21 protein-coding genes and 3 tRNA genes are annotated in these 20,827 nt (G+C 72.2%); 17 read left to right on the forward strand and 7 right to left on the reverse strand.

Annotated features, from left to right (window positions below; genetic code table 11):
• Nucleotides 1-235 precede the first annotated feature (235 nt).
• Together ACYU8V_RS13625 and ACYU8V_RS13630 are read left to right on the forward strand one after the other, a co-directional pair.
• The gene (locus ACYU8V_RS13625; RefSeq protein ID WP_460848080.1) at nt 236-4,618 is read left to right on the forward strand and encodes a lamin tail domain-containing protein; all 4,383 of its coding nucleotides are present in this window, start codon (nt 236-238) and stop codon (nt 4,616-4,618) included.
• Nucleotides 4,619-4,739: 121 nt separating this feature from the next.
• A complete protein-coding gene (locus ACYU8V_RS13630) occupies nt 4,740-5,324 on the forward strand; it encodes a hypothetical protein (RefSeq protein WP_460848082.1) in 585 nt (194 codons plus the stop codon).
• Between the two features lie 5 nt (nt 5,325-5,329).
• On the opposite strand, the gene ACYU8V_RS13635 is transcribed toward ACYU8V_RS13630, so the two are convergent.
• The 3 genes from ACYU8V_RS13635 to ACYU8V_RS13645 form a co-directional block, all read right to left on the reverse strand.
• The gene (locus ACYU8V_RS13635) at nt 5,330-5,731 is read right to left on the reverse strand and encodes a VanZ family protein (protein WP_460848083.1); all 402 of its coding nucleotides are present in this window, start codon (nt 5,729-5,731) and stop codon (nt 5,330-5,332) included.
• Between the two features lie 75 nt (nt 5,732-5,806).
• Entirely contained in the window at nt 5,807-6,277 is a 471-nt protein-coding gene (locus ACYU8V_RS13640; protein ID WP_460848086.1) for a nitroreductase family deazaflavin-dependent oxidoreductase, read from the reverse strand.
• Nucleotides 6,278-6,310: 33 nt separating this feature from the next.
• Complete coding sequence (locus ACYU8V_RS13645) at nt 6,311-6,835, reverse strand: RDD family protein (protein WP_460848088.1); 525 nt, start codon at nt 6,833-6,835, stop codon at nt 6,311-6,313.
• Between the two features lie 112 nt (nt 6,836-6,947).
• On the opposite strand from ACYU8V_RS13645, the gene mptB reads away from it, so the two are divergent.
• Nucleotides 6,948-8,423 carry a polyprenol phosphomannose-dependent alpha 1,6 mannosyltransferase MptB gene (gene mptB, locus ACYU8V_RS13650; protein ID WP_460848091.1) on the forward strand — a complete coding sequence of 492 codons (1,476 nt, stop codon included), beginning with the start codon at nt 6,948-6,950 and terminating at the stop codon, nt 8,421-8,423.
• Here the strand turns inward: mptB and ACYU8V_RS13655 are convergent.
• On the reverse strand, nt 8,394-9,518 hold the full coding sequence (locus ACYU8V_RS13655; protein ID WP_460848093.1) for a glycosyltransferase: 1,125 nt from the start codon (nt 9,516-9,518) through the stop codon (nt 8,394-8,396). The genes mptB and ACYU8V_RS13655 overlap by 30 nt on opposite strands.
• A gap of 87 nt (nt 9,519-9,605) precedes the next feature.
• Between ACYU8V_RS13655 and ACYU8V_RS13660 the strand changes: the two genes are divergently transcribed.
• From ACYU8V_RS13660 to ACYU8V_RS13700, 9 genes are all read left to right on the forward strand, one after another.
• Nucleotides 9,606-10,601: a pirin family protein gene (locus ACYU8V_RS13660; protein WP_460848094.1), complete on the forward strand. Its 996-nt coding sequence runs from the start codon at nt 9,606-9,608 to the stop codon at nt 10,599-10,601.
• On the forward strand, nt 10,601-11,173 hold the full coding sequence (locus ACYU8V_RS13665) for a DNA-3-methyladenine glycosylase I (protein ID WP_460848096.1): 573 nt from the start codon (nt 10,601-10,603) through the stop codon (nt 11,171-11,173). The genes ACYU8V_RS13660 and ACYU8V_RS13665 overlap by 1 nt, the downstream gene beginning before the upstream one ends.
• Entirely contained in the window at nt 11,170-11,523 is a 354-nt protein-coding gene (locus ACYU8V_RS13670; RefSeq protein WP_460848097.1) for a CidA/LrgA family protein, read from the forward strand. Before ACYU8V_RS13665 ends, ACYU8V_RS13670 begins: the two co-directional genes overlap by 4 nt.
• Nucleotides 11,520-12,233, forward strand: a complete 714-nt coding sequence (locus ACYU8V_RS13675) for an LrgB family protein (RefSeq protein WP_460848099.1) — start codon at nt 11,520-11,522, stop codon at nt 12,231-12,233. Before ACYU8V_RS13670 ends, ACYU8V_RS13675 begins: the two co-directional genes overlap by 4 nt.
• A 13-nt stretch (nt 12,234-12,246) precedes the next feature.
• Nucleotides 12,247-13,644, forward strand: a complete 1,398-nt coding sequence (locus ACYU8V_RS13680) for an amidase (RefSeq protein WP_460848101.1) — start codon at nt 12,247-12,249, stop codon at nt 13,642-13,644.
• 61 nt (nt 13,645-13,705) lie between these two features.
• A tRNA-Thr gene (locus ACYU8V_RS13685) sits at nt 13,706-13,777 on the forward strand.
• 50 nt (nt 13,778-13,827) lie between these two features.
• Nucleotides 13,828-13,901, forward strand: a tRNA-Met gene (locus ACYU8V_RS13690).
• Nucleotides 13,902-13,941: 40 nt separating this feature from the next.
• Complete coding sequence (gene rpmG / locus ACYU8V_RS13695) at nt 13,942-14,112, forward strand: 50S ribosomal protein L33 (RefSeq protein WP_121804265.1); 171 nt, start codon at nt 13,942-13,944, stop codon at nt 14,110-14,112.
• Between the two features lie 69 nt (nt 14,113-14,181).
• Nucleotides 14,182-15,222 carry a UDP-N-acetylmuramate dehydrogenase gene (locus ACYU8V_RS13700; protein WP_460848102.1) on the forward strand — a complete coding sequence of 347 codons (1,041 nt, stop codon included), beginning with the start codon at nt 14,182-14,184 and terminating at the stop codon, nt 15,220-15,222.
• 1 nt (nt 15,223) lies between these two features.
• Here ACYU8V_RS13700 and ACYU8V_RS13705 read toward each other — a convergent pair whose 3' ends face one another.
• On the reverse strand, nt 15,224-16,264 hold the full coding sequence (locus ACYU8V_RS13705) for an adenosine deaminase (RefSeq protein WP_460848103.1): 1,041 nt from the start codon (nt 16,262-16,264) through the stop codon (nt 15,224-15,226).
• A 154-nt stretch (nt 16,265-16,418) separates the two neighbouring features.
• Here ACYU8V_RS13705 and ACYU8V_RS13710 point away from each other — a divergent pair.
• From ACYU8V_RS13710 to rplA, 5 genes are all read left to right on the forward strand, one after another.
• Nucleotides 16,419-16,491 (forward strand) — tRNA-Trp (locus tag ACYU8V_RS13710).
• Between the two features lie 36 nt (nt 16,492-16,527).
• Nucleotides 16,528-16,788: a preprotein translocase subunit SecE gene (gene secE, locus ACYU8V_RS13715; RefSeq protein ID WP_460848105.1), complete on the forward strand. Its 261-nt coding sequence runs from the start codon at nt 16,528-16,530 to the stop codon at nt 16,786-16,788.
• Between the two features lie 13 nt (nt 16,789-16,801).
• Nucleotides 16,802-17,659 (forward strand): transcription termination/antitermination protein NusG, encoded by an 858-nt coding sequence (gene nusG, locus ACYU8V_RS13720; protein ID WP_460848107.1) that lies wholly within the window; start codon nt 16,802-16,804, stop codon nt 17,657-17,659.
• A gap of 94 nt (nt 17,660-17,753) precedes the next feature.
• Nucleotides 17,754-18,182, forward strand: a complete 429-nt coding sequence (rplK, locus tag ACYU8V_RS13725; protein WP_460848109.1) for a 50S ribosomal protein L11 — start codon at nt 17,754-17,756, stop codon at nt 18,180-18,182.
• 66 nt (nt 18,183-18,248) lie between these two features.
• Nucleotides 18,249-18,962: a 50S ribosomal protein L1 gene (gene rplA, locus ACYU8V_RS13730; protein ID WP_460848112.1), complete on the forward strand. Its 714-nt coding sequence runs from the start codon at nt 18,249-18,251 to the stop codon at nt 18,960-18,962.
• Between the two features lie 70 nt (nt 18,963-19,032).
• Here rplA and ACYU8V_RS13735 read toward each other — a convergent pair whose 3' ends face one another.
• Nucleotides 19,033-20,085 (reverse strand): S-adenosylmethionine:tRNA ribosyltransferase-isomerase, encoded by a 1,053-nt coding sequence (locus ACYU8V_RS13735; RefSeq protein ID WP_460848113.1) that lies wholly within the window; start codon nt 20,083-20,085, stop codon nt 19,033-19,035.
• Entirely contained in the window at nt 20,082-20,765 is a 684-nt protein-coding gene (locus ACYU8V_RS13740) for an SDR family NAD(P)-dependent oxidoreductase (protein WP_460848114.1), read from the reverse strand. The genes ACYU8V_RS13735 and ACYU8V_RS13740 overlap by 4 nt, the downstream gene beginning before the upstream one ends.
• Nucleotides 20,766-20,827: the final 62 nt, after the last annotated feature.

Here is a 20,827-nt window from a genome sequence, read left to right on the forward strand (position 1 = left end):
CCTTTGCATTGCCCGCGTGCGCTCGGCCGCAACGAGAGGTGGGCCCCACGGTGGCGTCCCCGGCGTCGTACTGCGAGATCGCGCCACAGATCACCCCCGGCTCCCCGGGGCGAGTGCTTCATCTGCCCGTTCCGTTGCGTTGGGCAACCGGTTCAGAGGAGGTAGCGGTCTCGTCACGGATCGCTGGGAGTCTTTGCGGGCCTCGTCTCGGGCCCCTGCCTCCAGAGGATCCAACGTGCTCTCTCGCCGTCACCGTTCCGGTGCAGCTCTTGCCTCAGCCCTTGCGATCGCGATCTCCGGCCTGACGTTCTCTGCCGCTCCGGCCGCCCATGCCGCGACGGCGAACGTGGTCATCACCGAGATCGCGTACGGCGGCCTCGACGGCACCGGTCCCGACGGCGAGTACGTCGAGCTCACCAACATCGGGGACGCGCCGCAGGACCTCAGCGGCTGGACGTTCGCGACAGGCGTGACGACCACGCCGACGGGCTCCCAGTCGCTCGCGACCCTCGGCGACGCCACGGGGACGAGCACGGTCGTCGCCCCGGGTGAGTCCGTCGTCGTCACCGACCTCCCGACGGCGGAGTTCCGCACGGAGTGGGGCCTGCGCAGGACGGTCAAGGTCGTCAACGACGGCGCGGCCACCCTGAAGAAGGCCGGCTACGTCGCGCTCTCGAACGGCTCGACCCAGGTCGACAAGGTCACCTACGACCTCACCGGTCCGGGCAAGGGCAGGTCGGCGTACCTCACCCTCGCGAACGTCGCGGACCAGCAGACGGCATCGGGTGCCACGTTCGCCTTCGGCACCGGCGTCACGAGTGGTACGTCGAACGGCTGGACTGTCTCCACGGCCGGCGATGCGGAGGGCTCCTGGGCGTCGGCGCACACGGCGGTCGGCTCGCCTGCCGCCTCGACCCTCGGCACGAGCACGCCGGCCGGCGTCAAGAAGGCCGGCGACATCCAGATCACCGAGCTGGCCTACGGCGGCCTCGCCAGTGGCACGCACGCGTATGCCGGCGACACCGGTGACGGTGAGTACCTCGAGCTGACCAACGTCGGTGAGGCCGCCCAGGACCTGACCGGCTGGACCTACCAGACCACAAAGGCGGGCATCGCGCAGACCGCGACCAGCCTCACCTCTCTCGGGACCGTCGCGCCCGGTGAGTCGGTGATCCTGACCGACCTGACCCCGGCCGACTTCCGCACCGAGTGGAACCTCAAGCCCGCCGTGAAGGTGCTGAACGACGGCACCTCGACCATGGACAAGGGTCCGGACGTCATCACCATCTCCAACGGCACCAGCACCGTCGACTCCCTCACCTATGCGGCGAGCTACCTCGCGGCCAAGGGCCTGTCGGCGTACGTCAACGCCGGCCACCTGGCCGACACCGACACGGCCACCGCGGGCGCCTGGACCAAGCCGTCGACCGTCGGCGACGCCGAGGGCTCCTGGACGAGCGCCGCGGGCGCGGTCGGCTCCCCGGGTGCCTCCACCCAGGGCACCTCGACGCCGGGCAGCGTCACGAACCCGCCCGCCACGACCATCACGGTCGCGGGAGCGGCGAACCAGTCGGCCACGGCCAACACGGCCTTCTCGTTCACCGGCCTGAGCGCCAGCGGCGGCACGGGCAGCTACTCCTGGACGGCTCCGGCGCTGGCCGGCACCGGCCTGAGCATCAACGCCTCGACCGGCGCCATCACCGGTACGCCGACGACGGCCGGCACGATCGACGTCACCGTGACCGCGAGCGACGGCGTGAACACGGCCGGCACGGCGTCCTTCACCATCACCGTCGCCGCGGGCATCGATCCGCACTGGCAGAACATCGTGATCAACGAGATCACCTCGGACAACGAGGACAACGCCGAGCTGACCGGGCACCTCCCGCCGGCGCTGTACGCCGCGCTGAGCACCACGCCCAACCTCGCCCGCGACCTGGTCGAGATCGCCAACAACGGCGACCAGGCGGTCGACATCACCGGCTGGAGGCAGTCCGACAGCCACGGCATCGCGAGCGCGACGGACTTCTCGGGGCGGGTCTTCGATGTGACCGGCGCGAGGATCACCTCGATCCCGGCTCACGGCTACGGCGTCTTCCAGTCCGGCCAGGGTCTGAGCAGCGGCGGCGACGCCGTGTCGATCTACCTGCCCGACGGCACGCAGGTCGACTCCGTCTCGTACGACGGCAGCCAGGCCGGCTACGACGCGGCCTTCGACCCGACGGCTGCCGGCCCGAACCCGACCACGGAGACGTACCACACGCTCGCGCGGTGCCCGGACGGATCGGGCGCGGTCGGCGTCGGGTCTGACGCGAACGGCACGCCCTGGTACAGCGTGAAGACGGCGTCGTTCGGCTCCTCGAACGGACCGTCCTGCGACACCTCGAGCGACCCGGATGCGGCCGTCCAGAAGTACAACCAGCAGCCGCCGACCGGTCTCCCGAGCACCTGCATGCCGAGCGCGCCGGCCGGAAGCAACTCGGTCGCCGTCCCCGGCATCGTGGACTGGCCCACGAGTGACGTCGCCGCTCCGATCGACAACGCCTGCCAGTTCATCACCGCGCAGGACCCGACCGGCAACGACATCAGCGGCCTGGTCTACAGCGCCGACGGCAGCGTCCTGTGGGCCGCGCAGAACAAGAACCATCTCTGGAAGCTCGTCAAGGACCCGGCCACCGGGCGCTACGTGCCGGCGACCGACAACGACTGGGGGAACGGCAAGGGCATCACCTTCACCGGCACCGACCCGAGTGCGAGCGAGGTCGACTCCGAGGGCCTGACGATCGGCGGCGACGGCCACCTCTTCGCCACCTCGGAGCGCGACAACACGAACAGCGCCGTCTCCAAGGACGAGGTGCTCGAGTACGACCAAGACGCGACCGGCACCACGCTGGCACCGCTGCGCCAGTGGGACCTCACCTCGGAGTTCGTCCCGTCGGTCATCGCCGCGACGGGTGAGGACGCGAACCTCGGCTTCGAGGGTGTCACGTACGTCCCGGACTCGTTCCTCACGTCGCAGGGCTTCCGCGACCAGCACCTGGGCAAGCGCTACGACCCTGCCGACTACCCGCTGCACGGCAGCGGCCTGTTCTTCCTCGCCTTCGAGAAGACCGGCCACGTGTTCGCCTACGCCCTCAACTCCGACGGCTCGTTCCAGCGGGTGGCCGATGTCGACACCGGTGTCGACGGCGTCAGCGCGATCGCGGACGTGCAGTTCAACGCCGACGACCAGGGCATCTGGGCGCACTGCGACAACGACTGTGGCGTGGCCGAGAGCCTGCTCAAGATCGACGCCAGCGGGGACTTCACCCGCGTGGCCAGCTACCGCCGACCGGCGGGCCTCCCGAACGACAACTTCGAGGGCTTCGCGATCGCGCCGGCCTCGACCGCGGTCGACGGCAAGCGCGAGGTCGTCTGGTCCGACGACGGCATCTACGGCAGCGGCAACGCGTGGAACGCCGACAAGACGTCCAACATCGCGTCGGTCGGCTGGGGCCACGCGCTCTTCGCCGGCACCATCCCGGTGAGCTCCGCGCCGACGGGGTTGAGCGGCACCATCACGACGCAGGGCACCTTCGGATCGGCGTACTCCTCCGCGGCGCTGACGCCGACCGGCGGCTTCCCCGCGGTGTTCTCCTACCGCCTGAGCGCGGGCTCGCTGCCGGACGGGCTGGTCCTCGACCCGGCGACCGGTGCGATCAGCGGCACCCCGACGGTCACGGGTTCCTACCCGGTCACCGTCGCGGTGGACAACGGCGTCGGCTCGCCGGCGACGCTGTCGGCGACCATCACGATCACCCCGGCCGCGTTGACGACGGACACGCCGACGATCAGCGGCACGGCGCAGGTCGGCCGGTCGTTGACAGCGTCGGCGGGGTCGTGGGGTCCGGACGGCGTGGCGACGGCCTTCCAGTGGAGGGCCGACGGCGTCGCGCTGAACGGTGAGACCGGTACGTCGCTGGCGTTGACGCCGGCTCTGCTGGGCAAGGCGATCACGGTGAGCGTGACCGGTTCGCTGCCGGGCTACGCGACGGCGACGAAGACCTCGGCCGCGACGGCCGCGGTGGCTCCGGGCGCTCTCGCCGGGACGACGCCGATCATCAGCGGCACGCCTCGCGTGGGCGCCAAGCTCATGGTCACGGCCGGAGCCTGGGGCCCCGGCACCGTCCAGCTGGCCTACCAGTGGTTCGCCGGCGGCGTCGTGATCCCGGGCGCGAGCTCGACGACGCTGCAGCTCAAGTCCACGCAGGTCGGCAAGCCGATCACCGTCGCGGTGACGGGTCGGGAGATCGGGTACGCCGACCTCGCGCTGACGTCGGCGGCGACCGCTCCTGTCGCGGTCGGCAACATCTCGCCGGGCAAGCCCAAGATCGTCGGCGTCGCGAAGGTCGGCCGCACCCTCACCGTCGCGACCGGCACGTGGCTGGCCGGGGACGGCGTACCGCGGCTCCGCTACCAGTGGCTCGCGAATGGCGCTCCGATCGCGGGCCGGACCGGCCGCACCCTGCCGCTGGGCTCGCGGCTCCGGGGCAAGCGGATCTCCGTCCGTGTCACGGCATCAGCGGCCGGCTATGCCGTGAAGGCGGTGACCTCGGCCGCTACCACCCGGGTCGCCTGACGGGCTCCAGGCGGCATCCCGAGCGTCCGGCAGGGAGATCGACACGCGGAGACGGTGAACCCATCCGTGGGTGGGCTCGTGAAGACAGGGCCCCTCTCTCGTCCACGGAAGGAACTTCACGATGAGAAAGAAGACCGCCGCGATCATCGTCGCGGCCCCGATCCTGGCCGCCGTGCCGGCCATCGCCCTGGCGACCACCGGTCAGAGCTCGGTGGCGACGTACACGGCCAACCTCAAGCCGGTCAACCACGGAGGCGCCGGAACCGTGCGCCTGATCCAGCAGGGCACGGAGCTCAAGGTCGACCTCTCCGCCTCCGGGCTCGACGACGGCATCCACGTCGCGCACATCCACGGCATCAGGAAGGCCATGTCCGAGTGCCCGTCGCTCGCCCGCGACGTCGACCACAACGGCCTCATCGACATCCTCGAGGGTCTCCCGGACTACGGGCCGGTCCTGCGGACGCTGTCCAACGGGACCAACGACCGCGGCTCCGCGATCAGCTACATGCGGACGTTCAAGCTGCTCGACAGCGGCGACGCGATCGCCTCGCTCGGGCCGCTGAACCAATACGCCATCGTGGTGCACGGCGTCGACCTCAACGGTGACGGCCTGGCCAACAACCCCGACGTCCAGGGCGACGGCCCCGACGCCGACGACAACGAGATCACCATGCCGAGCCTGTGCGGGGTGATCGTGCGCAACTGAGCGCGCTACTGCTGGCGTCGCCACCGCAGCAGTGCGTACGGCGATGCCAGCAACGCCCCGATCGCGGCGCCGTACCCGTTGTGCAGCACGTCGGTCACCGTGCCGACCCGCAGCGGGAGGTACGCCGCCTGCACCACCTCGATGGCCGCCGACGCGAGGACGCCCAGCACCACCGCGGGCCACACGCGCCCCAGCAGCAGCACCAGCAGGAAGCCGACCGGGACGAAGAGGGCCACGTTCGCGAGCACCTCGGTCTCGCTCCACGCCATCCGCCCGCCGGAGTAGGTGCCGGCGAGGTGCGCGGCGCTGTCGAAGGCCCACGCGCCCGAGGAAGGGTCCATCAGGGTCAGGTTGGCGACGACGACGCAGTAGCAGAGGAGCAGCAGGAGGGCGGCGGAACGGACCATGCCCGCGACGCTAGGTCGGGGACGGACCCCGCCACTCGGTCGCAGGTACCGACCTGCGACCCGGAGGTACCGCGCTCAGGAGGTGGGCGTCAGCAGGAAGACCGGGATGACGCGGTCGGTCCACTCGACGTACTTGTCGTAGTTCGGCCAGATGGTGACCATGTGGGCCCACGCCCGCTGCTTCTCCTCGCCGACGAGCTCGCGCCAGGTGCAGGTGTGCTCGCGCCGCTTGAACCGCACCTGCACGGTCTCGGCGGCCCGCAGGTTCGCGGCCCACACCGGCGGCTTCGGCGCCCCGAAGGACGAGGCCGCGATCAGCCAGCCGCCCTGCCACGGCACGCACAGCAGGGGAGTGGAGCGGGGGATCCCGCTCTTGCGCCCCGCGACCGTGAGCATCAGGCTCGGCAGCCCGGCCAGGTCGACGAATCCGACCCGTCCGCGGGTCCACCGCTGCAGCTGCTTGTCGAGCCAGGTGATCTGCGGCAGCAGCCGCGGCATCCAGGAGAACGAGCCGAGCCGGATCGCGACCGGTGTGAAGAGCCCCATGGATGCAGAGGCTAGGCCACGCCGCCCTCGGGCTCAGTCGAGCTGCCGGACCAGCGTCCCGCCGGCGAGCCGGTCGTGCACCCCCTGATGGTCCGGTACGTCGTTGCTCAGCGTGATCGCGATGACGATGACGGCCGCGATCTCGGCGAGGATCGCCACCACGGGGCCGAGCAGCGGGACGATGCTGATCAGGGCGAGGCCGACGTAGGAGCTGCGCCGCAGCGCCTCCTCGAGCGTCGGGTTGCTCTCGCCGTCGGGCCCGAACGTGCGCAGCTTGAACAGCATCTTGCCGAGGGTCTGGCCGCGGCGGGACTCGAGCAGCCCGAAGTAGGTCAGCGAGATCGCGACGGACAGCAGCGAGACGACCAGGTAGAACGTCAGCCACCGGCCCCGCCACCCGTCGGCGCCGGTCAGGACGACCACGCTCATGATCGCGAAGACGAAGGCCTGCACGAAGCCCACCAGGACGTGGTCGACCAGCCGGGCCAGGAAGCGGTTGAGCAGCGTGGCCGGGACCGCGACGCCGGACGGTGGGGAGGAGGCGGGCATCGCGGACATGCGGCCCACGGTAGTGGTCCACCGCAGTGGTCCGCCGCCGCTCACCGGGTCGTCGGGCAACGGCGTACCGACGTTCGCCCACCGGACATCCGCGCGACCTAGCCTCACGCGGGTGATCCGACGCGGGCTGCTCGGCAGCGGACTGGTGCTGCTCGGCGGTCTGGTGGTCTCGACGCTGCCGCGCTCGGCGCCGATTCTGCACGTGACGGCGCTGGCCGCGCTGCGGCAGTCCGAGGCCGGCCGGATGGTCGGGCTGGCGGTCGTGCTGGTGGGTCTCGGGATCCTCGCGGGAGCCTGGTTGGACCTCTGCCGCGACGTCGCCGCGCTCGGCCCGGGCCGGTGGGCCGAGGGCGTCGGCCTGGTGCGCGCGGCCGCCGTCGTGTGGAGCCTGCCACTCCTCCTGGCGCCCCCGCTGTTCTCCCGCGACGGCTGGTCGTACGCCGCCCAGGGCGCCCTCGCGCACGCGGGCCTCTCGCCCTACTCCCACGGTCCGCACGCGCTGGTCGGGCCGGGAGGACACCTCGCTCCGATCCTGCAGGCCGTCGACCCGATGTGGATGCACACGGTGACGCCGTACGGGCCGCTCCCGCTCCTCGCGGGTCGGATGATGGCCTCGCTCACCGGCAATCCGTGGGTGCTCGTGGTCGGTCACCGGCTCGTGGCGCTCGCCGGCCTGGGGCTGCTCGCGTGGTCGGTGCCGCGGCTGGCCCGCTGGGCGGGGGTCAATCCGGCGCACGCCGTGGCCCTCGTCGTCGTGTCGCCGCTCGTGCTCGCCAACGGCGTCGGCGGCCTGCACAACGACCTGCTGATGGTCGGCCTGATGTCCGCCGCGCTGGTGCTCGCCGCCGAGCGGGGGTGGCTCGCCGGCGCGCTGGTCGCGGGCCTGGCCTGCTCGGTGAAGGTGCCGGGCGGGCTGGTGGGTGTCGGCATCGCGCTGGTGACGCTGCCCGCCGGTGCGACCGCATGGCGCCGGCTGGGACACCTCACCGCCGTGGGAGGTACGTCGCTGGCGACGGTGCTCGCCCTCGGAGCGGTCACGGGGCTCGGCAACGGCTGGGTCGGCGCCCTCGGCGTACCGGGAGAGCTCAACACGGTCCTCTCGCTCCCGACGATGCTCGGCCAGGCGCTCGACCTGGCCGCCCAGGGGGTCGGCCTCGGCACCCCGCCGGGGGTGTTCCGGTCGGCGGTGCGGCTGCTCGCCACCCTCGCCCTGGCGGGGGTGCTGCTCCGGGTGGTCCTCACCGCACGGACGGGGGACCGGCGGGCCGCCCTCGCGGCGGTCGCCACCGCGGTCGGCGCGTTCGTGCTGCTGTCCCCGGTGGTGCACCTGTGGTACCTGCTCGTCGTGCCGCCGTTCGTCGCGCCGCTGGTCCTGGCCCGCTCCTCGCGACGGGCCACCGACCTGCTGCTCGCGGGCTCGGTCGTCGCGGGGCTGGTCGCGCCGCTCGACTCCTCGCTGCACGGTGCCTACCTGGCGATCGTGCTCGGGATCGGTGTCCTGGCCGCCGTGCTCCTGGTGCTGTGGCTGCGGCTGCGGCTCGCCGCCCGCGCTGCGGTCTCAGGCGGACACGCGCAGGCGGTCGCCTGACGCCTCGCCCGCGTGGATCGCAAGCATCGACGCGACGGTCCGCGACCAGGGGAACTCCTCGGCCCGCGCCCGGGCCGCCGCCCGGCGCACGGCCTCGGGCCGGCTCGCCAGCCGCAGGACCGCGTCGGCGAGCCCGGCCGGGTCCGCGCCTCCCCACGCGCCGCACCGGGCGTCGACCAGCTCCCGCGCGCCGCCCCGGTCTGCCGTCACCACCGGCGTGCCGCACGCGAGCGCCTCCAGCACAGCGAGCCCGAAGGTCTCGCCCGGGCACACCGACAGGGCGATGTCGGCGGCGGCGATGCGGCGGCCGAGCTCGACCCGGCCGTCGACGTACCCGTGGAAGCGGACCGGCGCAGTGCCCGCGAGCTCGCGCAGCTCCCACAGGTGCGGGCCCTCGCCGTACACCTCCAACCGCACCGGTACGCCGCGGCGGTGCAGCTCGACCGCGGTCGCGACCGCCAGGTGCGGCGACTTCTCCCGCGACAGGCGGCCCACGTAGGCGAGCTTGAGCACGCCCGGCTCGTCGTCCTCGACGTCGTGCGGCCGGAAGGTCTCCAGGTCCACGCCGAGCGGCACCCGCTCGATCGGGCAGTCGACGGCGTCCGCGAGCCGCTGGAACTCCTCCTGCGCGTAGCGCGACGTGACCACGAGGGTGTCGAAGCTGCGCACCACCAGCCGGTTCACCACGGCGATCGAGACGCGGGACGTGGTCGGCTTGCCGCTGCGCATCGTGAACATGTCGGTGAGCTGCTCGTGCGACAGGCACACGGTGCGGACGCCGGCGCGGCGCGCCCACCACGCCACCGGCAGCAGCGTGAGCTTGTCGTTCCACTCGATCGAGGTGGGCCGGAACCGGTCCAGCACGTCGACCAGCCGCCACGGCTCGACGATCAGCCGGTAGCCGCCGCCGACCCGCGGCGCGCGCACCTGCGCGACCGTGCCGAGCTCGGTCTCGGTGACGCGGTCGACCGGTCCCGGCACCACCAGCAGCCGGTCGGCGCCGGCGGCGACGTACCCCTTGCCGAGCTCGGCGAGGGCGGTCTTCATCCCGCCCGAGGAGGCCCCGACGAAGTTGGCGAGCTGGGCGATGCGCATGGGGGCAGGGTCCCGGGCGCGGGTGAACGGCCCGCGACGTCCGGGTGGAGGTCGCCCGACGTCGGCGCGGCAGGCGACAATGGCACGGTGAGCAACCCGGAGGCCCGGCCCGAGGAGGTGGTCTGCGGAGGCGATGCCGCCCGCGGACCCGAGATCCTGACGCCCCGCGACGTCCCGCTCGGAGGCCCGCGCGCGATGCGGGTACGCCGCACCCTGCCCTCGCGCCAGCGGTCGCTGATCGGCGCCTGGTGCTTCGTCGACCACTACGGCCCCGACGAGGTCACCGAGAGCGGCGGGATGAACGTCGCCCCGCACCCGCACACCGGCCTGCAGACCGTCAGCTGGCTGTTCCAGGGCGAGGTCACCCACCGCGACAGCGCGGGAACCGTCGGCCAGGTGCGTCCCGGCGAGGTCAACCTGATGACGGCCGGCCGCGGCATCAGCCACTCGGAGATCTCCACGCCGGAGACCACCACGCTGCACGGCGCCCAGCTGTGGGTGGCACTGCCCGACGCCGAGCGGTTCTGCGATCCGGGGTTCGAGCACTACGCGCCTGAGGAGATCGCCGGCGAGGGCTGGCGCGCCCGCGTGTTCCTCGGCTCCCTGCTCGGCGACGCCTCGCCGGTGCGCACCGCCACGCCGCTCCTCGGGGCCGAGCTGGTGCTCGACCCGGGTGCCCGGCTCGACCTGGCCGTGGACCCGGCGTACGAGCACGGGGTGCTGGTGGACCAGGGATCGCTCCAGGTCGCCGAGCACCCGACGGCGTACGCCGAGCTGGCCTACCTGCCGCCCGGCGCCGACTCCGTCGAGCTGTACGCCGGTGCGGCGGGTGCCCGAGTGCTGGTGCTCGGCGGGCCGCCGTTCGGCGAGGAGATCGTGATGTGGTGGAACTTCGTCGGCCGGACGCACGAGGAGGTCGTGGCGTTCCGCGAGGAGTGGCAGGCCCAGATCGCGCCGTACGGCGCCGTGGTGGCCGACAGCCAGGAGGTCGGCGAGGGCCGGTTCGGCGTCGTCGTCGGCGACCACCTGCCGCCGATCCCCGCGCCCGCGCTGCCCAACGCGCGGCTGCGCAGCCGGTCCTGATGGTGGAGATCGGCGAGGACGGCGTCGCGCGCTGCCCGTGGGCGGGCGGCCCGGGGGTGATGCGCGACTACCACGACACCGAGTGGGGGCTGCGGGTCAGCGGCGAGGCGGCGTACCTGGAGCGGATGACCCTCGAGGCGTTCCAGTCGGGCCTGTCCTGGGCGATCATCCTGAACAAGAGGCCGGGCTTCCGCGCGGCCTTCCAGGGCTTCGACGCCGAGGCGATCGCGGCGTACGACGACGCCGACGTCGAGCGCCTCCTGCAGGACCCGGGCATCGTGCGCAACCGCCGCAAGATCGAGGCGACGATCACCAACGCTCGTGCCACCGTCGACCTGCGCGGGGACGGCGGCCTGGAGGAGCTCGTCCTCGGCTTCGCGCCCGAGCGGGACCCGGCGCCGGCGACCGCGGCCGACTGGCTGGCCTCGTCGCCGGAGTCGGTGGCCCTGGCGAAGGCGCTGAAGAAGCGCGGCTTCATGTTCGTGGGCCCGACGACGATGTACGCGCTGATGCAGGCGATCGGAGTCTTCGACCCGCACCTGGTCGGCTGCCACCGCCGCGGGACGCGATGATCGCGGGTCTCGCCTGGCTCGTCGGCTTCCAGCTGGTCGGCGAGCTGGTCTCGGAGGTCCTCGGCCTGCCGGTGCCGGGCACCGTGATCGGCATGCTGCTGTGCTTCGCCTGGCTCCGCTGGCGTCGTACGCCGGACGACGCGCCCCTCGTCCGCACCGCGACCGCGCTGCTGGACCACCTGCAGCTGTTCTTCGTCCCGGCCGGGGTCGGCGTCGTCGCCTACCTCGCGCTGCTGCGCGACCACGCGGTGCCCATCGCCCTGGCGCTCGGCGGGTCCTGGTTCCTGGGGCTGGTCGTCGTGGGCTGGTCGGCGACGTGGCTGGACCGCCGGTTCGGCAGGCCGCGATGACCGACCCGATCACCGCTCTGCACGACGTCCTGGCCGCGCCGCTCGGGCTGGTCGGGATCACCCTCGGGAGCTACCTGCTGGGGCGCTGGCTGCAGCGGCGCACCGGCCACGTGCTGGCCCAGCCGGTCCTGATCGCGATCGTCGTCGTCGGGGTGGCGCTGCACCTCCTCGACGTCCCGTACGACGACTACAAGGTCTCCGCGACGCTCGTGTCGGTGTGGCTCGGTCCGGCCACGGTCGCCCTCGCGGTGCCGCTGCACCGGCAGGCGCACCGGCTGACCGGGTTCGTGCTGCCGATGCTGACCGCGCTGACGCTCGGCGCGGTCACCTCGATCACCACCGCCGTCCTCCTGGCCCGGTGGACCGGTGCGGAGGAGGTCCTCCAGAAGACCCTGGCCACCAAGTCGGCCACCACCCCGGTGGCCATCGCCGTCACCGACCGGCTGGGCGGCATCCCGCCGTTGGCGGCGGTCTTCGCGATCGTCATCGGCATCGTCGGCGCGGTCGCGGCGCCCGCGGTCCTGACTCTTCTCCGGGTCCGTGACCACCGTGCCCGCGGTCTGGCGGCGGGCGCCGTCTCGCACGGCGTGGGCGCCTCCCGGATGCTGCGCGAGAGCGAGACCGAGGGAGCGTTCGCCGGCCTGGCGATGGGGCTGACGGCGCTGCTGATCAGTGCGCTCGTCCCCCTCCTCGCGCTGTGGCTGTGGTGACTAGTCTCTCGACATGCGAGTGCACGCTTTCGGAGACGACGCCCTGGGGGACTTCGACGCGGTCGGGCTGGTCGAGGCCCTCCACCGGCACGAGGTCGGGGTCGACGAGGTCGTCGAGGCCGCGATCAGCCGCGTGGAGAAGGTCGCCGGGGCGCTGAACCCGGTCGCGCTCCCGCTCTACGACCGGGCCCGCGCCGAGGCCCGCGACCCGCGGCCGGGCTACTTCGCCGGCGTACCGACCCTGCTCAAGGACAACGTCGACCTCGCGGGCGCGCCCACGATGCACGGCACCGACGCGTGGTCGCCGAGGCCGGCCAAGGCCGACGGCGACTGGGCCACGATGTACCTCGCGACCGGCCTCATCCCGGTCGCCAAGAGCCAGCTCTCCGAGTACGGCTTCTCCGCCTCCGCCGAGCACCCCCGCCTCGGCCCGGTGCGTACGCCGTGGCACACCGACCACACCGCCGGCGCCTCGAGCTCCGGGTCGGCCGCGCTGGTCGCCGCCGGGGCGGTCCCGATCGCGCACGCCAACGACGGCGGCGGCTCGATCCGGATCCCGGCCGCGGTCAACGGGCTGGTCGGCCTCAAGCCCACCCGCAACCGGTTCGCCCAGGACAAGACGTTCCGCGACATGCCGGTCCGGATCGTCCAGGACGGCGTCGTGACCCGCAGCGTGCGCGACACCGCCGCGTTCCTCCGCGAGGCCGAGCGGGTCTACCGCAACGTCGCCCTGGCCCCGATCGGCGACCTGACCCGGCCGGGCCGCAAGCGGCTGCGGATCGCCCTCAACACCACCGGCCTGGGCCACCCGGCCGATCCCGAGGTCACCGCCCTCACCCAGGAGGTCGGCCTGCTGCTGGAGCGCCTGGGCCACCAGGTCGAGGAGGTCGACCCGCCGGTGGCCGCGTCCTTCGCCGACGACTTCCTCCTCTACTGGGCGTTCCTGGCCACGGCGATGGTCAAGGGCGGCCGGCTGCTCCACGGCCGCAGCTTCGACCCGTCGCGCCTGGACAACCTGACCCGCGGGCTGGACCGGCACGCCCGCCGCAACCTGCACCGGCTCCCCGGCGCGATCGCGCGGCTCAAGCGCACCTCGGCGCAGTCCGACCTCTTCCACCAGAAGTACGACGTGTCGCTGACCCCTACGCTCGCGCTGCCCACGCCGCGGATCGGGTGGCTGGACCCGACCCAGCCCTACGACGTGCTCATGGAGCGGCTGATGCAGTGGGTGGCCTTCACGCCGCTGCACAACGGCACCGGCGCACCGGCGATCTCGCTGCCCCTCGCGACCACCTCCACGGGCCTTCCGCAGGGGATGATGTTCGGCGCCGGGGCCGGCCAGGAGGGCACCTTGATCGGGCTCGCGTACGAGCTCGAGGAGGCCCGTCCGTTCCGGGCGATCACGGCCTGAATTGCAGGTGGGACCCCGGATTTTGCGCCTCGGTTCGGCGCCTGTAATGTTTCCCGGCGTTGCCCCCTTAGCTCAGTGGTAGAGCACTTCCATGGTAAGGAAGGGGTCGTCCGTTCAATCCGGACAGGGGGCTCGGAGATAGGGGCGCCGGCCGATCCAGTCGGCCCGGCGCTCTCGTCTTGTGGCGGGGTAGCTCAGACGGTTAGAGCGCACGACTCATAATCGTGAGGTCTGGGGTTCGATCCCCCATCCCGCTACCGCGACCGGCACCACCCAAGCAATGAAGGAAGTCCTCCAGTGGCCAGCAAGAGCAGCGACGTTCGCCCGAAGATCACGCTCGCGTGCGTGGACTGCAAGGAGCGCAACTACATCACCAAGAAGAACCGCCGCAACGACCCCGACCGGTTGGAGCTGGCGAAGTTCTGCCCGCGGTGCCGCAAGCACACCGCGCACCGCGAGACCCGCTGACCCCAGCGCGTACGCCGAGGGCCTGATCCCGTCCGGGATCGGGCCTTTCGCGTTCCCTAGGCTTGGCCCGTGACCGAACGCCTGGCCGACCACACCACCCTGCGCCTGGGCGGCGCTGCCCGCCGATGGGTGCGCGCGACGACCGAGCAGGAGCTGGTCGCGGCCGTCGACGAGGCCGACCGAGCCGGCGAGCCGGTCCTGGTCCTCGGCGGGGGGAGCAACCTGGTCGTGGCCGACGAGGGCTTCGCGGGCACCGTCGTCCAGGTCGCGACCACCGGTGTCGTCTCCGACACCGAGACGGTCGACCGCACCCGCACCTCGGTGTGCGGCGGCGCGATGGTGACAGTCGCGGCGGGGGAGTCGTGGGACGCCTTCGTCGCCCGTGCGATCGAGGCCGGCTGGGTCGGTGTCGAGGCGCTGTCCGGCATCCCCGGCACCGTCGGCGCCACCCCGATCCAGAACGTCGGCGCCTACGGCCAGGAGGTCGCCCAGACGATCGCCCGGGTGCGGGTCTGGGACCGGCGGCTGCACGGCATCCGCACCTTCGCGGCCGCCGACTGCGGCTTCGCCTACCGGTCCTCCCGGTTCAAGGCCGACCCCGGCCGGCACGTGGTCCTGGAGGTCACCTTCCAGCTGCCCGTCGGCGACGCCTCCGCCCCGGTCGCGTACGCCGAGCTGGCCCGTGCCCTGGGCGTGGAGGTCGGTCAGCGGGCCGGTCTCGCCGACGTGCGCGAGGCGGTCCTCGCGCTGCGGGCCGGCAAGGGGATGGTCCTCGACCCGGCCGACCACGACACCTGGAGCGCCGGGTCGTTCTTCACCAACCCCGTCGTCGAGCCCGCGAGCGTCCCGGAGGGCGCACCGGCGTACCCCCAGGGCGACGGGACCGTGAAGACGAGCGCGGCCTGGCTGATCGAGCACGCGGGCTTCGCCAAGGGCTACGGCAACGAGCGGGTGTCGCTCTCGACCAAGCACACCCTGGCGCTCACCAACCGCGGCGGCGCGTCCACGGACGACCTGCTCGAGCTGGCCCGCGAGGTGCGGGACGGGGTGCGGTCGGCGTACGGGATCGAGCTGGTCAACGAGCCGGTCATGCTCGGCTGCGCCCTCTGACCTACGCCTCCGGCTGCGCCTGCAACCAGGTGTCCACGTCCGCCAGCGCCGCATCCCGTACGTCGGACGGCGCGCGGCTGGCCCGCAGCGACATCCGGCCGAGCTCCGCGAGGGTCTCGTCGGGCAGGTCGTGCGCGGCGCGCATGGTGGCGTACTGCCCTGCGAGCCGCGACCCGAACAGCAGCGGGTCGTCGGCGCCCAGTGCGACGGTCGCCCCGGCCGCGAGGAGGGTGGGCAGCGGCACTGACGTCAGGTCGGAGTAGACCCCGAGCGCCACGTTGGACGTCGGGCAGACCTCCAGCGCCACGCCGCGCTCGACGATGCGGTCGAGCAGCCGCGCGTCCTCGGCGGCGCGGACGCCGTGCCCCAGCCGGTCGGCGTGCAGGGCGTCCAGGCAGGTCACGATGTGCTCGGGCCCGCGCAGCTCCCCGCCGTGTGGGGCCAGCAGCAGGCCGGCCCGCTCCGCGATCGCGAACGCCGGCGCGAACGAGGCCGTGTCGCCGCGCCGCTCGTCGTTGGAGAGCCCGAAGCCGACCACCCCGCGACCGGCGTACTGGGCGGCCAGGCGGGCCAGCGTACGGGCGTCCAGGGGGTGCCGGGTGCGGTTGGCGGCGATGACGATGGCGACCGGGAGGCCGGTCGAGGCGGTGGCGTCGGCGGCCGCGTCGATGACCAGGTCGGTGAACGCGGTGATGCCGCCGAAGCGGGCGGCATACCCGCTGGGGTCGACCTGGATCTCCAGCCACCGGCCGCCGTCGCGCACATCGTCCTCGGCGGCCTCGCGCAGCAGCCGTCGTACGTCGTCCTCGGTGCGGACCACCGACCGCGCCACGTCGTAGAGGCGCTGGAACCGGAACCAGCCCTTCTCGTCGGCGGCCGAGAGCTGGGGCGGCCACTGGCCGACCAGCTGGTCGGGGAGGCTGATGCCGTCGCGGTCGGCGAGCTCGATCAGCGTGCCGTGCCGCATCGACCCGGTGAAGTGCAGGTGCAGGTGCGCCTTGGGGAGTGCTCGCAGATCCCTGCCGGTGGTCGCGGTCGCCATGGTCGCGTCATCCTAGGTGGCGGGCGGGCCCGAGCGGATGCGCCCGCCTCCGATTGGTGGGCGTTGCCCGCTATGCGTAGACTCGCTCCGGTGGCTTTCCCCACATGGTGAGTCGCGCCCTTGATCGGGTGTGGATCGGCCGGGGTGAGTCCGAAGGGCACTAGCTCAATTGGCAGAGCATCGGCCTCCAAAGCCGAGGGTTGGGGGTTCAAGTCCCTCGTGCCCTGCGAATGAACGACGATGAGAAGGAAGGGTGAAGCAGCGTGTCGGACGCCCCCGTAGTCCGCGGTGACCGGTCGGGCAACAAGCCGGCCGACAAGCGCACCGGACCGGTGACCTTCTATCGGCAGATCGTTGCCGAGCTGCGCAAGGTCGTGTGGCCCACCCGCGACCAGCTCGTCACCTACTTCTTCGTCGTCATGGCGTTCGTGCTGTTCATGATCGCGCTCGTCTCCCTGCTCGACCTCGGTCTGGGCAAGGTGGCGTTCGAGGTCTTCGGCGGCTCGAACAGCAACAACCCGTAATCCCCGCAGACTGATGGAGCAACACGTGTCGGAGCAGTACGACTCGGCGACCGATCTCGACGAGGCGGCCGAGCAGGTCGACGCCGTGGAGACCGCAGAGGACGTCGCGGACGAGGACGTTGCGACGGCCGACGAGGGCGAGCAGAGCGTCGAGGTCGACGAGACCGTCGACGTCGAGGGCGCCGATGAGGACGCCGCCGTCGAGGACATCGAGGACGCTGCCGCCGAGCCCGTCGCCGAGGACCCGCTCGAGGCGTTCCGCCGTGAGCTGTGGGCCAAGCCCGGTGACTGGTTCGTGGTGCACACCTACTCCGGCATGGAGAACCGGGTGAAGCAGAACCTCGAGAACCGCATCCACTCCCTCAACATGGAGGACTACATCCACGAGATCGTGGTCCCCACCGAGGAGGTCGCGGAGATCAAGAACGGCCAGCGCAAGATGGTCAAGCGCACCGTTCTCCCCGGCTACGTGCTGGTCCGGATGGACCTCACCGACGAGTCCTGGGCCGCGGTGCGGCACACCCCGTCGGTCACCGGCTTCGTCGGCCACAGCCACCAGCCGGTCCCGCTGAGCATGACCGAGGTCGAGAACATGCTCGCCCCCGCCGTCGTCGCGGTCGCCGCCGCGGAGGCCGAGGCTGCCGCAGCGGCCGCCACCGGCGGCACGCCGGCGCCGGCCGCGAAGAAGCCGATCGAGGTCGCGGACTTCGGTGTCGGCGACTCCGTCATGGTCGTCGACGGCCCGTTCGCGACGCTGCACGCGACCATCACCGAGATCAACGCCGAGGCCCAGCGGGTCAAGGCGCTGGTCGAGATCTTCGGCCGGGAGACCCCGGTCGAGCTGAGCTTCAGCCAGGTCCAGAAGGTCTGAGCTGAGAGGGCCGCACCACGCGGCTCGGCAGGTGGCAGAGACGTACGTCGTACGCCTCGTCATGACCACGAGATAGGAAAGAGAGAACCAGGGAATGCCTCCCAAGAAGAAGATCGCCGCGCTGGTCAAGGTGCAGCTGCAGGCCGGCTCGGCCACCCCGGCCCCGCCGGTCGGTACGGCCCTCGGTCCGCACGGCGTCAACATCATGGACTTCTGCAAGGCCTACAACGCCCAGACCGAGTCCATGCGCGGCAACGTGATCCCCGTCGAGATCACCATCTACGAGGACCGCAGCTTCGACTTCATCACGAAGACGCCGCCGGCCGCCGAGCTGATCAAGAAGGCCGCCGGTCTGTCCAAGGGCTCCTCGGTCCCGCACAAGGACAAGGTCGGCAAGCTGACCAAGGACCAGATCCGCGAGATCGCCACCACGAAGCTCCCGGACCTCAACGCGAACGACATCGACGCCGCCATGCTGATCATCGAGGGCACTGCGCGCTCGATGGGCGTCACCACCGACTGAAACCCCTGTGGAAGGGCCGCGCTGGCCCGCTGACCACATCTCCTCACCTACTTGAAGGAACACATCATGCAGCGCAGCAAGACCTACCGCGCGGCGTCGGAGTCGTTCGACAAGAACGAGCTGTTCGCCCCGCTGGCCGCGATCAAGATCGCCAAGGCCGCGTCCAAGAAGAAGTTCGACGAGACCGTCGACGTCAGCATGCGGCTGGGTGTCGACCCCCGCAAGGCCGACCAGATGGTCCGTGGCACCGTCTCCCTGCCGCACGGCACGGGCAAGACCGTCCGCGTCCTCGTGCTGGCCAACGCCGACAAGGCCGAGGCCGCCCGTGAGGCCGGCGCCGACTTCGTCGGTGGCGACGAGCTCATCGACAAGATCGCCGGCGGCTGGCTCGACTTCGACGCCGTCGTCGCGACCCCGGACCTGATGGGCAAGGTCGGCAAGGTCGCCCGTGTCCTCGGTCCGCGCGGCCTCATGCCGAACCCGAAGACGGGCACCGTCACCCCGGACCCGGCCAAGGCCGTGACCGACATCAAGGGCGGCAAGATCGAGTTCCGGGTCGACCGGCACGCGAACCTGCACTTCATCATCGGCAAGGCGTCCTTCTCCGAGCAGGCGCTCGCCGAGAACTACGCCGCCGCCCTCGAGGAGGTGCTGCGGCTCAAGCCGGCCAGCTCCAAGGGCCGCTACCTGAAGAAGGTCACCGTCTCCACGACCATGGGCCCCGGTGTCCAGGTCGACCCCAACCGCGTCAAGAACGTCGCGGTCGAGGACGAAGCCTGAGGCCTCACCTGATCAGCCCGATGCCCGCCACCCGATGGGTGGCGGGCATCGGCCTTTTCTCCGGATCGGCTCACGGCAGCAGCAGCGCGCTGTCGCCGAACTCGTGCCACAGGTAGCCCTCGGTGACCGCGGCGTCGTAGGCCGCCTGCGCCAGCTCGGCCCCGGCCACCGCCTCGACCAGCAGCAGGTGAGAGGCGCCCGGGTCGTGCCAGCCCGTGACCAGACCGCCGACCACCTGGGGCGGGGCCGCGGGCGTGATGACGCGGTCGGTCCAACCGTCGGTGGCGACGACACGGCCGTCCCGCACGGCGGACTCCAGGGCCCGGGTGACCGACGTACCGACCGCGACGACGCGGCCGCCCCGATCCAGGGTCGCGTTGACGAGTGCGGCGGTCGCGGCGGGCACGGCGTACCGCTCGTCCTGCGGTGCCTCGCCCGCCTCCTGCGAGCTGACCCCGGTGTGCAACGTGATCGGCGCGATGGTGACCCCGCGCCGGCGTACCCGGTCGGCGAGCGCGTGGGTGAACGGCCGCGCGGCCGTCGGCATCTCGGCGCTGCCCGGCACCGTGGAGAAGATGCTCTGGTACGCCGCCAGCGGGTAGCGCCGGTCGAGGTAGCCGTAGGAGATCGGGCGACCCTCGGTTGCCAGCAGCCGTCGCAGGTCGCCGATCACCGCGGCGCGCCACAGCCGGTTGCCCGACCCGGTCGGCGAGGAGGCGGCGGGGTACGGCGCGACCAGCCGCATCGTGACGCCACTGGCGCGGATCGTGTCGCCGGCCGCCGCGTCGAGCACCGCCCGGGCGGCCACCGGTGCGGTGCGCAGCTCGACCACCCGCGTGCCGTCGTCCAGGGTGGACGCCACGTGGAGCACCACCGGGCCGCGCCCGACCAGCTCGGCGTCGACCTGGCCCGGCACCGTCGCGCTGTCGTTGACGACGAGCACGTCGCCGGGGGCGAGGTGCTCGGCCAGGTGCGTGAACCGGGCGTGCTCCACCCGACCCGGGCGCGCCACCAGGAGGCGTACGTCGTCCCGCGATCGCCCGCGGAGCTCGGGTGGCGCCGTCGCGGTGGCGTCGGGACGCTCGGCGAAGATCACTCGCGGCTGCTCGGCCAGCCTGCTCACGACGTCACCGGCTCGGGCAGGTCGGCCGCGCGGTAGCGGCCGGACGCCGGACGCCCCGCGAGCAGCGCGAGCAGGCGAGGGACGACGGTCTCGGGCAGCGGCCGGTCGGAGATGTCCTCGCCGGGGAAGGCGGCCTGGTGCATGGCCGTGCGCAGGTCGCCGGGATCGATCGCGTACCCGCTCAGGGCCGGGTTCTCGGCGGCGTACTGCAGCACCACGTGCTCGAGGGCCGCCTTGCTGGCGCCGTACATGCCCCAGCCGTCGTAGTGCTCGGCGGCGGCATCGGAGGTGATGCCCACCAGCACGCCGGCACTCGCCACGAGCCGCGGGAGCAGCTCGCCGGTGAGGATCAGCGGTGCGCCGACGTTGGTCCGGAAGGTGGCCTGGATGTCCTCGGGCGTGATCCGCTCGAGCCGGGGGAGAGGGGTCGGGCCCAGGGTGCTCGCGTTGTGGACGAGCAGGTCGAGGCCGCCGGCCCGATCCACCTCGGCGATGAGGCGGGCGCGGTGGTCGGCATCGGTGATGTCCCCGGGGACCGTGGTGACGCCAGGTCCCTCGACGGCCGCGAGCCGCGCCGCGTCCCGCCCGTCGGTGATGACGGTCCAGCCCTGCTGGACCAGGCCGGCGACGAGAGCCCGGCCGAGGCCGGCGGAGCCGCCGGTCACAAGAGCCACTGACATGGCTTCCTCCTTGATCGTGGATGAGTTCCCTGCCAGTGTTGAAGTTCAAGTTAACTTGAGTT

It is taken from the genome of Nocardioides ultimimeridianus (genome assembly GCF_054777895.1).